Origin of the sequence: Saccharopolyspora phatthalungensis (assembly GCF_014203395.1) — a bacterium.
GTDB lineage: Bacteria > Actinomycetota > Actinomycetes > Mycobacteriales > Pseudonocardiaceae > Saccharopolyspora > Saccharopolyspora phatthalungensis.
Window position 1 is genome coordinate 1,871,790 of sequence record NZ_JACHIW010000001.1, and the last position, 13,740, is coordinate 1,885,529.

The 13,740-nt window shown below is 68.9% G+C and carries 9 protein-coding genes; 5 read left to right on the top strand and 4 right to left on the bottom strand.

Annotated elements, in window-relative coordinates:
* Positions 1-24: 24 nt before the first annotated feature.
* The 5 genes from BJ970_RS08340 (at position 25) to BJ970_RS08360 (ending at position 9,100) form a co-directional block, all read left to right on the top strand.
* Entirely contained in the window at positions 25-3,210 is a 3,186-nt protein-coding gene (locus BJ970_RS08340) for an arabinosyltransferase domain-containing protein (RefSeq protein WP_184725628.1), read from the top strand.
* A 150-nt stretch (positions 3,211-3,360) separates the two neighbouring features.
* Complete coding sequence (locus tag BJ970_RS08345; RefSeq protein ID WP_184725630.1) at positions 3,361-6,414, top strand: arabinosyltransferase domain-containing protein; 3,054 nt, start codon at positions 3,361-3,363, stop codon at positions 6,412-6,414.
* A gap of 2 nt (positions 6,415-6,416) precedes the next feature.
* Complete coding sequence (locus tag BJ970_RS08350; RefSeq protein WP_184725632.1) at positions 6,417-7,424, top strand: glycosyltransferase family 2 protein; 1,008 nt, start codon at positions 6,417-6,419, stop codon at positions 7,422-7,424.
* Positions 7,411-7,818, top strand: a complete 408-nt coding sequence (locus BJ970_RS08355; RefSeq protein WP_184725634.1) for a GtrA family protein — start codon at positions 7,411-7,413, stop codon at positions 7,816-7,818. Before BJ970_RS08350 ends, BJ970_RS08355 begins: the two co-directional genes overlap by 14 nt.
* A gap of 13 nt (positions 7,819-7,831) precedes the next feature.
* Positions 7,832-9,100, top strand: a complete 1,269-nt coding sequence (locus BJ970_RS08360; RefSeq protein WP_184725636.1) for an NAD(P)/FAD-dependent oxidoreductase — start codon at positions 7,832-7,834, stop codon at positions 9,098-9,100.
* Positions 9,101-9,299: 199 nt separating this feature from the next.
* Here BJ970_RS08360 and BJ970_RS08365 read toward each other — a convergent pair whose 3' ends face one another.
* The 4 genes from BJ970_RS08365 to BJ970_RS08380 form a co-directional block, all read right to left on the bottom strand.
* Positions 9,300-9,857, bottom strand: a complete 558-nt coding sequence (locus tag BJ970_RS08365) for a Uma2 family endonuclease (RefSeq protein WP_184725638.1) — start codon at positions 9,855-9,857, stop codon at positions 9,300-9,302.
* Positions 9,858-9,999: 142 nt separating this feature from the next.
* Positions 10,000-10,956, bottom strand: coding sequence for a decaprenyl-phosphate phosphoribosyltransferase (locus BJ970_RS08370; protein ID WP_221467662.1), 957 nt, complete (start codon positions 10,954-10,956; stop codon positions 10,000-10,002).
* A 217-nt stretch (positions 10,957-11,173) separates the two neighbouring features.
* Positions 11,174-11,755, bottom strand: coding sequence for a phosphatase PAP2 family protein (locus tag BJ970_RS08375; protein WP_184725642.1), 582 nt, complete (start codon positions 11,753-11,755; stop codon positions 11,174-11,176).
* A 22-nt stretch (positions 11,756-11,777) separates the two neighbouring features.
* Positions 11,778-13,739, bottom strand: a complete 1,962-nt coding sequence (locus BJ970_RS08380; protein ID WP_184725644.1) for a glycosyltransferase — start codon at positions 13,737-13,739, stop codon at positions 11,778-11,780.
* Between the last annotated feature and the right edge of the window lies 1 nt (position 13,740).

A 13,740-nucleotide genomic window follows, 5' to 3' on the forward strand; every position in this document is an offset into this window, starting at 1 on the left:
GATTTTCGAACTCCGAGGAGCGCGGTGAAGTACAGGATCAGCCCGGCGCAACTCGACCTGCCGGCCGAGCCGCAGCCCGCCGCCGACGAACGCCCGAAGCGGTCCCGGCTAGGTCACTGGCTGGCGCACGTGGTGGCGTGCATCGTCGGCATCGTCGGCATCGCCTGCGCGCTCGCCCTGCCGTTCGCACCCGTCTGGGTAGACCGGACCGAAGTGCACTGGCCGGCCGCCGAATTGGGTGCCGAGTCCACGACCGCGCTCTTCGCCCCCTATCGGCCGGCCTCGTTCGACGCATTCGTGCCGTGCCCGGTGCTGCGCGCGGCGCTCGACCGGCCGCAACGGACCACGGTCCTGACCACCCTGCCGCCGGGCAGCGACCGCGAGGGCCTGATCCTGACCACCCGGCTCGGCAAACCGGAGCTCGTGCTCGGCCAGCACCAGGTGCCGCTGCCGCCCGGCGCCTGCGAACTGGCGATCCACGCGGACTCGGGGCAGTCGGTGGTGACCGCCGGCGGGCAGCCGCCGATCGTGCTGCCGGGCATCGCCGCGCCGGAGATCTTCACCTTCGCCACGGACCTCGAACCCCGGCAAGTGGCCGGGCTTTCGGTCACGGCCCGCACCTACTCGTGGTTCGACACCTCGCCGACCGATGTCAAGAGCACCCTGATCACCACGGTGCTGGCGCTCGCGGTCGTGTCGCTGGGGCTGCTGCTCGTCCACTCCCCGCCCGCGCTCGGCAGGATCCGGCTGTCGCCGCGACTCCTGCCGGTCGATGCCTCGGTCGCCGCGGTGCTGGCCGGTTGGCTGGTCATCGGTCCGCTCACGGACGACGACGGCTTCGCGATGATGACCATCCGCAACTACGAAGACGCCGGCGACATCGGCAACTACTACCGCTGGTTCAACGCTTCCGAGACACCATTCACGCTCGTCCAACACCTGATGCGCTGGGTGTCGCAGGAAAGCCTCGCGCCCGCTTGGCTGCGCCTGCCCAGCGTCCTCGCCGGGCTGCTGACCTGGATCATCGTCAGCCGCGGCATCGTCGCGCCGCTGTGCAAGGACACCCGGCGCCTGCCGCTGCACCTGCTCACCGCGGTGTTCTTCCTGGCCTGCTGGCTGCCGTTCGGGCTGGGCATCCGGCCGGAACCGTTCGTCGCGCTGGGCACGTCCGCGCTGGTCGCGGCGTTGCTGAAGATGACCCGGACGCGGCTACCGCATTTCTGGCTCGGCGTCGCCGCGTTTCTCACCGGTCTTACGGTGGCCGTCACGCCCACCGGCGTCAGCGCGCTCGTCACCGTGCTCGTGTTCGCGCCGCGCATCGGCCGGGTGCTGGTGCAACACGGCGTACTGCCCCGTTGGATCAGCGTGCCCACGCGGGTCGTACTGGTCGGATGCCTGGGTACGGTCGGGCTGGTGGCGATGTTCGCCGACTCCACCCTCAACGGCGTCCGGCAGGCCACCGCCATCCACAACGAGTTCGGGCCGAGCCTGGGCTGGTACCAGGAGATCGAGCGGTACACGAGCCTGCTCAGCACGATCATCTGGGGCGCCTCCGGCAAACGCATGGCCGTGTTCCTCGTCATCACCGCGGTGCTCATCACGGGGGCGTGCGCGATGCGGCAGGTGCACCGGTGGACCGGGCTGGTCGACCTGCCGGTGCTGCTCGGCTCCGTCGTCGCGGTCCTGGTCGCGTTGTGGCTGACGCCGTCGAAGTGGACGCACCACTTCGGGGCGCTCGCCGGGGTCGGTTCGGCGCTGCTCGTGGTGCTGGTCGTGCTGCTGGGCCGGGTCGGCAGACTCGGCCACGCGAAGCGGGAATCGCGGCTGATCGGCGTGTTCGGCGGGATCGCCGCGTCGGTGGCGGCGGCTTTGGCGTTCATGGGGCCGAACGTGTGGCCGATGCAGTCCGACCTCGCGATGCCGTGGTCCGACACGCCCGTGGAGCCCGGTCTGCCGCTGGACAGCCCGGCGCTGTGGCTCGTCACCGGCGCGACGGTTGGGGCGCTCACCTTCGGCTTCGTCCGGATCCGGGCGTTGATGTCGCACCGTGACCTGACCGGTCTCGTGTGGACGGTCATGCCGGCGTCGGTGCTCGGGTTGGCGGCGCTGGCGTCGGTGCTGGTGCTGGTCGGGTCGTTCATCGCCGCGCCGCAGATCATGGGCGACCGCTTCTCCATCGCGCGGATGAACTGGCAGAGCATTCGGGCCAGCAGTTGCGGGCTGGAGGACGAGGTCGAGACGCTGCCGATCGCCGAGCGGCTGTCGCCGGTGGACGGGTCCACCGAACTAGACGGCTTCACCTCGGGTGGCACGCCGCCGCAGGAACCCGACCTGCGCACGGAAAACCCGGGCGAGCCGTTGCATGCCGAGAAGCCCGATGACCCGAAAGCCCCGGAAGGGGAGGTGGCGTCGACCTCGGCGAGCCAGTTCGCCTGGACCAGCACGACGGGCGGACCGCAGACGACCGGTTCGCTGACCTCCGGCTGGTTCGGCCTGCCGCGGCTGACCGGGAACCAGACGCTGTCGGTGTGGGTCTCCGGTCGGCCCGAGCAGGGCAACTCGCTGGCCCTGGAATTCGGTGCCTCGTTGCCGCGGCAGGTGCGTCCACTGGAAACGCACGAACTGCGCGATGCGGCGCCGACTGATCTGCCGTTCGACGACCCGCGCCACGGCCGACCGATTGATTGGCGCAACTTCCGCGATTGGCGGCTGCTCACCGTCGATGCCGCACAGATCCCGGCCGGTGCCGACCGGGTGCGGGTGCTCGCCGAGGATCGCACCAGCGACGAGCAAGGGTGGCTGACCGTCAGCGGCCCGGCGGTGCGCGACGTGGTGCCGCTGCGCCAGGCGCTCGACGAGCGCGAACCGGTGCTGATCGACTGGCAGATGAGCTTCGTGTTCCCCTGCCGGTTCGGATATCCGCAGGTTTCGCACGGCGTCGCGACCAGCCCCCGGATGCTGATCTCGCCGCCCGAGGGCGAAGGCTCGATGACGTTCGGGACCGACATGGGCGGCGTGTTCGCCGGGGTGCCGATGCAGTCCCAGCGGTTCGAGTTGCCGAGCCGGCTGCGCGACGCACCCGGCAACACCTGGGGTCACCTCTACTCGGTGCGCTACGCGATCGAACGCGACGACTACACCACGACACGGCACCGCGAACGCATCGGCGGCGCCGACGGCGACCCCGCCTACCCCTTCAAGGAGCACTGACCGGCAATTTTCACCCGGTCACGCGGGCGGCGGTGCGGGTGGAACGGCACGGCTCCAACCCCGCCGCCCATTCAGGCGCTGCGGGATCCGCTGAGTTGGCTAAGACTGGAATGCGCCGCACGCCAGCCGAACTGACCAGGGGGAACGTCGGTGCCGCACGGGATCGGACAGACCTCAGCCGGACTGGACGATCCGACCGCCGCCGACGACTCCCGCGCCGAGCCGACACGTCGAGCGTCCGCCGCCATCCGCATCGCCGGAGTCGTCGTCGGGGTGCTGGCCGTGTTGGCCGCGATCGCCATTCCGCTCGCCCCGGTGATCACCCAGCGGGTCGAGGTGAGCTGGCCGCAGGGCGGGCGGCTGCCGGAGAGCACGCTGGCGTTCTTGGTCCCCTACAAGCCGACCGAGGTCCACGTCCGCGTGCCGTGCCCGGTGGTGCGGGCCGGGCAACAACGCGGCAACCCGACGACGCTGGTGGCCAGCAGACTCCCCGGCCAGCCCACCAAGGGCTTTGCCGTCGCCACCGCCAACGACCACGCGATCGCCCTGGTCGCAGGCCGCGAGGCGCTGCGCGCGCCGATCGCCGAGGGCTGCGACGTCGCGATCGACGCCAACGCCACCGGCAGCCGCGCCCGGATCGGCGACCGGGTGGTCGAACTGCCCGGCGAGCGGATCCGGGACATCGTCGCCTTCGCCACCGACCTGCCCCCGCAGCAGGCCGACGGCCTCCGGGTGCACGTCACCACCGCGAACTGGTTCGAGAACTCCCCGACCGGCACCAAGAAACTCCTCATCGCGGCCCAGATCCTGCTGGTCGTACTGGCTTTCGCGGTGTTGTTCGCGCACGGCTTGCGCCGACGGGGTTCGCCGCCCAGCGGTCGCGGCAGCGCGCTGCGCTACCTCGTCGATCTCGCGGTGGTCGTGGTCCTCGGCGGCTGGTGGGTGCTGGGGCCGACCACGCCGGATGACTCGTTTGCGGCGACGATGATCCGCAACGGCCTGCACACCGGCGACGTCAGCAACTACTACCGCTGGGAAAACGCCTCCGAGACGCCCTTCGCGCTGGCCCAGCACCTCCTGGAGCCGGTGGCCGCGTGGACCTTCACCCCGCTCGCCATGCGGATTCCCAGCGTGCTCGCCGGCTTGCTGACCTGGTTCGTGCTCAGCCGCGGCATCCTCGGCGCGGTGCTGCCGGAACACGGCCGACGCGGCGCGGTCCGGGGGCTCGCCGCGGTCAGTTTCCTTGCCTGGTGGTTGCCCTTCGGACTGGGCATCCGCCCAGAACCCTTCGTGGCGCTGGGGCTGGCGGCGGTGTTCGCATGCGTGCTGCAAGCGGTCCGGCGCGGCCAGGTCTGGTGGCTGGGCCTGGCGGCGCTCGCGGCCGGGCTCTCGGTGGCGGTGAATCCGATGGGCATCACCGCGATTGCGCCGTTCGTGGCGCTGGCCCCGCAGCTCCGGCGGCTGCTCAGCGTGCCGGTCGCCGCGCTGCTGGCGGGCATCGCGGCGACCGGGATCGTGACGATGTTCGCCGACCAATCCCTGTTCGGCGCCCGGAAAGCCACCGAATTGCACGCCTTCTACGGCCCCGACGTGCCGTGGTTCCAGGAGATCGTGCGCTACCAGAACCTGCTGGGCTTCGACCTGCAAGGCGACCTGGCGCGACGCGCGCCGATCCTGCTGACGCTGGTGGTGGCCGGCTACGGCGGACTGCTTTTGCTCCGCGGTGCGGGTCGGCTGCCCGGCCTGCGCCTGGCGCACGTGCCGCCGGTCTGCCTGCTGATCAGCGTTGTCCTGATGGCCCTGACTCCATCCAAGTGGACGCACTATTTCGGCGCACTGGTGGGGGTCGGAGCCGCTACGCTGACCGCAGGTGTGGTGCTGATCGCGATCGGTGCTCGGCGGCTCTCGCGTGATCGGGTCGTTCCGGTGGCCGGATTGCTGTGCACCGCGCTAGCCGTGTTCGCAGCGGCGCTGACATTCGCTGGAAAGAACAATTGGTTCCTGCATTCGCGGTACGGGGTGCCTTGGGGAGAACAGCCGGTACGGCCGCTGAACAACCCGGCGTGGTGGTGGTTTCCGGTGGGGGTCCTGCTGGCGGTATCCGTCCTATCTGGACGCAAGCGACGGGACCGAACCCGGCGGATGCTGATCCGGTCTCCCGCCGTGATCAGCGCAGGAGCAGTGGGGGTGACGGTGGCGCTCGTGCTCTACTCGTTCATCGTCGCGCCGATCCGGCAGACCGGTGACTACTCCATCGGAGCGCAGAACCTCGCCGCCCTCGCCGACGGCGGCTGCGGGATCGCGGACCATGTGGTCGCCACTCCCGATGTCCCCGGCGGCGCCCTGACCACCCGGGATCGCGCCGAGAGCGTCGGCTTCACCGCCGGAACCGGGTATTCTCCGGGCTTCGGTCCGCCGGCGGGCGTCCGGGAGCTGTGGGGCAGCCTCGACGGCGGGCCGATCAACACCGGCGAGCTGACCACCGGCTGGTACCCGCTGCCGCCGCTGGCCGCGAACCAGGAACTGGCCGTCGCGGTGGCCGGGCGCAGCGGCGACGGCAACCGGGTCGCGCTGGAATTCGCCTCGCCCACCGGCATCGTCGGCGAACGTGTCCTCGACGACACCTGGCTGGACCCCGACGAGCGCGTCGACTACCCGACCGACCACGTCGTCGAGGACCGGCCGCAGGATCATCCCGCATGGCGCGACCTGTACGTTTCCGCCCAGGAGGTCCCGGTTGGCGCCGACCGGGTGCGGCTGCGGGCGGCCGACGGCACCACCGATCCGGCCGGTTGGGTCGCGGTGGCCGCGCCACGCGTTCGCGACGTCATCCCGCTCGCCGAGTACCTGCGCGGGAAAGCCCCGATCCTGTTGGATTGGTCGATGACCTGGAGCCTGCCGTGCGTTCAGGACCTGCCGCGGGTGGCCGGCGGGCTGGTGGAACCGCCGGCCTACCTGGTCAATCCGCCCGACGACATGGGATTCGCCGGGTTCGCCGCGTACGCGCGCGGCATCGGCGGGACCTTCGCCGGAGTGCGGGAAATCGGCGCCGAGAGAGAAGTCCCTACGCGACTGCTCGGGGCCGAAAAGACCCCCGATTACGCCGAATGGGGACATCTGATCGCGATGGATTACCCGCTTCCAGGCAACGACCTGGACGCGCGGAGCGTTCCAGTTTCACGGTGGGGCTGGCGAGGGGAGTGACCATGGCCGACACGATGCGGCACCGGGACCCGGTTCCGGTGCCGCAACAGCAGCGGACCGACGAGGGCTCGCCGCCGCTGATCTCCTACGTGCTTCCGGTCTACAACGAGGTGGACGGCATCCGCCCCTTCCACGACGAACTCACCGCGACCACGGCCACCCGCCCCGAATTCGACTACGAGTTCATCTACGTCAACGACGGCTCCGCCGACGGATCGCTGGGCATCCTGCTGGACCTCGCCAAGAACGACCAGCGGGTGCGGGTGGTGGACTTCGCCCGCAACTTCGGCCACCAGATCGCCATCACCGCCGGGCTGGACCACGCCCGGGGCGACGCGGTGATCGTGATGGACACCGATCTGCAGGACCCGCCGCGGGTCAGTCTGGAGATGATCGACGCCTGGCTGGCCGGCGCGGAGATCGTGTCCGCCCGGCGGCGCACCCGACGCGACACCCCGTTCAAGCGCGCCACCGCGCACACCTACTACCGGGTACTGCGGCGCTGCGCCGAGGTCGACATCCCAGTGGACACCGGCGACTTCCGGCTGCTCAACCGGCGTGCCGCCGAGGAATTGCGGGGCTTCCGGGAACGCAGCCGGTTCATCCGCGGCATGATCGCGTCAATGGGGTTCGAGCAGCACGAGGTGCTCTTCGACCGGGACGAGCGGCTGGCCGGCGAGACCAAGTACCCGATGCGCAAGATGCTGCGGCTGGCCGCCGACGGGGTCACCAGCTTCTCCACGGTGCCGCTCAAGCTGATCACCCGAATGGGGTTCATTAGCTTAGGTTTGGCGATGCTCGGCATCCTCTACGCGGTGACGCTCCGGCTTTTCTTCCCCGAGATCACCGTCTCCGGGTGGACCATGTTGATGGTCGCGATGCTGTTCCTCGGCGGGCTGCAGATGCTGTCGCTGGGGGTCATCGGCAGCTACGTCGGCCGGATCTACCACGAGGTGCAACAACGCCCCCTGTACATCGTGCGGAATGTGATCTCGCATGACAAAGACTGAGTCGCTCGCCTCCCGCGACCGGCTGATCAGCCGGTCGCTGCTGCGCTACGCGGTGATCGGTGCGAGCGGTGTGGTGCTGGACTACCTGCTGTTCGTGCTGCTGTTCAACGCGATCGGACTGCACGAGCAGCTCGCGAACGCGATCAGCACGACGGCCGGGATCACCAACAACTTCGTGCTCAACACGCTGTTCAACTTCCGCAAGCGGGACCGGATCCTGGTGCGGTTCCTGCGCTTCTACGCCGTCGGCGTGACCGGGATCGGGCTGACCTTCGTGCTGCTACAGGGTTTCTCCGGGTGGTTAGGCATCGACCCGAACCTGGTCAAGGCCGGTTCGCTGCCGGTCGTACTGCTCTTCCAATACACGATCAACAAGAAGTGGAGCTTCGGATGAGACTGGTGATCCGATGAGGTTGGGCATCGTCGGAGCCGGCGCAACCGGGCTGACCGCGGCGTTCGACGCGGTCAAGGCCGGACACGACGTCACGGTGTTGGAGGCGTCCGCGGAGCCGGGCGGGCTGGCGGCGTCGATCGAGGTCGGCGGCACGCCGCTGGAACGCTTCTACCACCACAGTTTCCGGACCGACCAGGCGATGATCGGGCTGGTCGAAGAACTCGGACTCGGGCACCTGCTGCGGTTCCACCGGCCCAGCACGGGCATATACCTGGACGGGCAGCTCTACGACTTCGGCACGCCACAAGAGATGCTGCGGTTCCCGAAGTTCTCGCTGCTGGACCGGTTCCGCTTCGGGGCGTCCTCGGCGCTGCTGAAAGCGGTCCGAAATGGACAGCGGTTCAACTCCGTACCGGCGCTGGAGTGGATGCGCCGCTGGGCCGGGCCCCGGGTCACCGAGACGATCTGGGAGCCCCTGCTGACCGGCAAGTTCGGCGCACACGCCGAGCAGATCTCGATGGCCTGGCTGTGGGCGCGGATCCACTACCGCACCTTCGAACTGGGGTATGTGCACGGCGGGTTCGAGCAGGTGTACCGGGCGCTGCTCGATGCGGTCGAAGAACGCGGCGGGAAGGTCGAATTCAGCAAGCCGGTGGAGACGATCCGCCAGCCCGGCGCCACGGTGCTGGTGGGGGCCGCAGACGGCAGCAGCTACGAGTTCGACCGGCTGATCGTGACCGTTGCGCAACCGGTGTTCGCCAAGGCGGCCGGGATCGAGACCAACCACGTGCTGTGGCGGAACCAGTATCTCGGCGCGACATGCTTCATCCTGGAGTGCGACCGCAGCGTCATCCCGCACTACTGGCTCAACATCAACGACACCGCGTTTCCCTTCCTGGCCGTCGTCGAGCACACCAACATGATCGACCGCGGCGAGTACGGCGGGCGGCACATCGTCTACGTCGGCAACTACGTGCCGCGCGAAGACTGGCGGTTCACCACCGAACCCGCCGAATTGCTGGATCTCTACGTACCCTGGCTGCGCAAGCTCAACCCGGAATTCGACCGGTCCTGGATCCTCGACTGGCACTTCTCCAAGGCGGGCTTCGCCCAGCCGATCGTGACGCCGCAGTACCGGAATCTGATTCCCGGCCACCGCACGACGATGCCCGGCGTCACCCTGGCCACGATGTCCCAGATCTACCCGCAGGACCGGGGCCAGTCCTACGCCATCGCGATGGCCCACGAGGTGACCCACCGACTCGGCCTCGACCGCCAGTAACGAAGGCCCGGCGCAAAACTCCCCAGTTCAAGGAAACGGCGGGCAGTTCTGCTGGGACTGCCCGCCGCCGGCTTGCGTCAGGCCTTGTTGAGGCCCGGCTTGCCGTCTTCGATCACGAAGGACGCAAGGGTCTCCACCAGGGTTCCGCCCAGTAGCACCTGACGCCCTGCGGATGATCATGGAATGAACAAGCCTTGCCTCACCGCGACAACAACGCCGCCGGGTCGACGGTAAGTGCGACCGGCGACTCCACATCCACCGCGGCCGCGCTTTCGGTGACAAGAACGTAATGCCCGTTCTTGAGCACGTACGCGGCCAGACTGGTCGGCTTTTCGAGATCCACGATCCAGTAGTTGGGGATTCCGGCCTCGGCGTACTCGGCGAACTTCAAGACCCGATCGGTCCGCCCCGAACCCGGCGAAACCACCTCGACCGCCAGCTCCAGCTCCGACGCCCGGAAGCGCGCCGGATTCTTGCTGGCCAGTTCGACCGGCACGACCACAAGATCAGGAATCCGTACGGTTGCCAGGTACTCGAACAGCACAACCTCGACCTCGGGCAACGCAACGAGCGATTTCGGCAGCTGCGCGCGCAGTTGGTAACCGAGTTCCATCAGGGCCCACTGATGGTAGGACACCGGCCGAGGACTCACGTGAAGGGTCCCTTCGACTAGTTCAACGCGATGGCTGTTGTCCTCTGGAAGAGCGGCCCAGTCTTCCAAGGACAGTAGGTGGTCCGGCCACGCCACAGCGCTCATCGCGCCCTCCTCCTCAGGCCAGGTACCTGTACTCGGTCATTGTGCCGTACTCACCCGGTGGTGTCGCTGGTCATCGGGTTGCGGCGCACGCACAGCAGCGCCCCCGACCGGGTTTCGGCCGGGGGCGCTGCTGGTTCGGTCCTTACAGGTAGAACGCCAGGAAGAGACAGCCCGCGAGGACCGCGCCGAGGACCATCAGGACCTTGTCCTTCAAAACCACTTCCTCCGGCTCACCCGCCACTCCCTTGTCGATGTCCACCGCGTACCGCAGGATCGCGATCACCATCGGGATGATCGAGATCAGGCCCCACCGGGACGCCTCGTCCTCCTGGATGGCGTACGCCCACAGCGCGTAGCACATGATCGTGATCGCCGCCGCGATCGCCCACACGAATCGCAGGTACGACGGCGAGTACGCCTTCAGCGACTTGCGGATCTTCGCGCCGGTCTCCAGCGCCAGCTTGACCTCGGCGTAGCGCTTGCCCGCCACCATGAACAGCGAACCGAACGCCACGATCAGGTAGAACCACTGCGTGATGACCAAGTTCGCGGCGGCACCACCGGCGATGGCGCGCAGCAGGAAGCCGGACGCCACGATGCACAGGTCGATCACCGGCTGGTGCTTCAGGCCGAAGCAATAACCCAGCTGGACCAGGATGTAGACCGCCATCACCACAAGCAGCGGCGTGCTGGTCAGGCCCGAGATCAGCAGCGAGCCACCGAGCAGCAGCACGCACACCACGTAGGCGATCGGCACCGGGATCAGGCCCGCCGCGATCGGCCGGTTCCGCTTCGTGGGGTGCTGCCGGTCCGCCTCGACGTCGATCGCATCGTTGACGAAGTAGATGCCGGACGCGGCCATCGAGAACACGATGAACGCGACGACCGCATGCCCCAGGACGACCGGGTTCAGGATCTGGCCCGCCGCGAACGGCACGGCCAGCACCAGGACGTTCTTCACCCACTGCTTCGGGCGCAGCTCCTTGACCAGACCGGAGACCAGGCCCGCCGTGGTGCCCGCCTTCGCGGTCACCTTCGCGTGGTAGGCGTCCGAGGACTTGTCCTTGATGTCGTCGGACTTCGCCGCCACCGGCTCCAGTACTTCGTCACCGAACTCGGCGCCGATGGTGCCTTCCGCGTCCGCCTCGACCTCGACCCGCTTGGCCCGAGCGATCTGTTCTTCCGGCTCCGCGACCGCGTCGGAGTCGCCGGAGCTCGCCAGCACCGCGTCGCCGACGTGGGCACCGTTGCTGTCCGCCGCGTCGGCCTCGGCCGAGGCATCGGGTTTGCCGGTGTCGACCTCGGTTTCGTTCTTGTCAGCCACGGTTCCTCCGCCGTCTCATGAATCGCCGCACGCCCCACGCCACGGCACCGCCGAGCGCCGAACCGGCGACCACATCGCTCGGATAATGAACCCCCAGGACAAGCCGGCTGACCATCATCGGCGGCACCAGCGCCGGGGTCAGCTTCTTGCCCGCCAACCCGCCGTAGAGCACGGCGGCGGCCGTCGTGGACGTCGCGTGCGAGGACGGGAAGCTCAACTTGCTCGGCGTGCCCACCAGCACCTGCACCTCGGGGTCGGACGGCCGACGCCGCCGGACCACCCGCTTGACCGCGATCGACGCCGCGTGCGCGGCGGCGACCCCGGCGGCGGCGGTCAGCCACTCGCCGCGGCGGTTGCGGTCCACCAGCGCGCCGACCGCGCCGATGGCCAGCCAGCCGCCGGCGTGCTCGCCGAACAGCGACATCGCCCGCGCCGTCTTGATCGCGGCGGGTTTCGCCAGGACGCCCTGCACCTTGCGCAGCGCGACGGTTTCGGGGGTGACCGCCGCCGGTGCTTCCTCGGCGGGGGCGGCGACCGGTTCTTCGGGGGCGGTCGCCGTCGTCAGCTCTGCCACATCGTCTCCGGGTGAATCGGGATCACTTCTGGTCGAAGACCTGTTTCCAGGACTCCGCACTGGTCAATTCGGGCAGCGCCGCGCGGTAGGCCTCCCGCAACCGGGCCCATTCCTGACCCAGTCGCTTGTAGTTCGCCAGCGCACGCATGCCGAGCCGGCGGAACTCCTCCGGGTTGCGACGCCGGAACGCGACCCCGCTGCCGTCGGCATTCGACACGGTGGCGCTGTCCAGGTTGCCCAGCAGGAACCAGCGGGCGCTGGCGGCCGGCACGTTCAGCTGGGGCCGGTCCGAGGCCGACTTCGTCGGCTCCTTGAGATTGTGCAGCAGTGCCTTCGACGCGCGAGCCGCGATCACCGCGGGGTTCACCGGCGGCTTGAGCAGTCCCTCGGCCATGATCGGGTCCGCCGACGGCGGCGGGAACTCGCGGGCCGAGGGCAGCGTCTTGGCGTCGTCGTAATGCTTGCGCAGCTCGCGGACCTCCGGCAGGGCCGTGCGCAGGCTCTCGAACAGTCCCTCCGGGCCCGCCATGAAGTCCTCGATCGCCTTCTGCTGCACCGAGACCGTGGAGTACTCCATCGACAGCAGGTGCCGCAGGGTGAGCTTGAGGCCCTGCTTGACGATGTTGGCCTTGACTTCTTCCGGGCTGTGCAACGCGGCCAGGATCAGCCGGTTGCGGGTGTGGAAGTACGCGGTCCAGTCGGTGGCGTCGTTCTTGTCGGTCCACGGCATGTGCCAGATCGCCGCGCCCGGCAGCGTCACCGTCGGGAACCCGTGTCCGCCCGCGCGCAGGGAGTACTCGGAGTCGTCGTGCTTGATGAACAGCGGCAGCGGCAGGCCGGTGCGCTCGATGACCTCGCGCGGGAACAGGCACATCCACCAGCCGTTGTAGGTGGAGTGGATGCGCTGGTGCAGCTTGGTCGTCTTACGCAGCGGCTTCTTGGCGAAGTCGTGGTCGGTGACCGCGCCGGGCGCCGCCCGCCAGACGCCCTGGCCGAGGTCAACGACCTCGCCCATGGTGTGCAGCCGCGAGCGGGCCTGCAGGTTGAGCATCTGGCCGCCGACGATCACCGGCTGCGCGGCGGCACGGGCGAACGCGTTCGCCCGCAGCACGCCGTCCGGCTCCAGCGCGATGTCGTCGTCGATGACCATGACCTGGTCGGCGTCCGAGTTGTAGATGCCCTCGTACATCACGCGGGTGAAGCCGCCGGAACCACCGAGGTTTTCCTGCTCGATGACCTGGAGCTTGTCGCCGATCCGCCGGGCGGCCTCGGCGAAGCCGTCGGTTTCGCGGATCTTCTGCGGTCCCTGGTCGGCCACCACGACCCGCTCCACGACGTCCATCACCTGCGGGTCCTCGCCCAGCGTCTGGAGCGCGAGCACGCAGTCGGCGGGCCGGATCGTAGTGGTGCCGACCAGCACCTTCTGCTTGGGCAGCGGCACGTCGGTGGTCCAGGCCGCCTCGTCGATCTCCAACGCGATGTCGTTGGTGAACAGGTCGAACCAGATCCAGCCGCCGTCCTCGAACGGCGTCAGCGACACCCGGAACTCCAGCGACGTCCAGTCCGCGCTGGCCACCGGGGTGCCCTGCAAGTGGACGCTGTCTCCGTTGGCCTTCGAACGGTAGACGTCGAGCCGACCGGCCCCCTTGACCTTCAGCCGCAGCACGACCTCGTCGACCTTGGTCCAACGCTTCCAGTAGCCGGCCGGGAAGGCGTTGAAGTAGGAGGCGAGGGAGATCTTGTTGTGCGCGGGCACCAGCAAGCGGCGCCGCGACACGACGGTCGCGGCGCTGTTCAGCGCCGCGGGCTCGTCGATGTACAGCGGGCGCACGTCCAGCGGATCCTCGCCACGCGGGAACACGACCCGCTGCAGCACCTGCTCGGACGCCACGTCGGCGGTCCCGGCGCGCACCGACGTCACGTCGCTGAGCTTGCTTTCACCCGCGGCGGCGGCACGGTCCTCTCGGGGGGTCCGGTCGGTCACG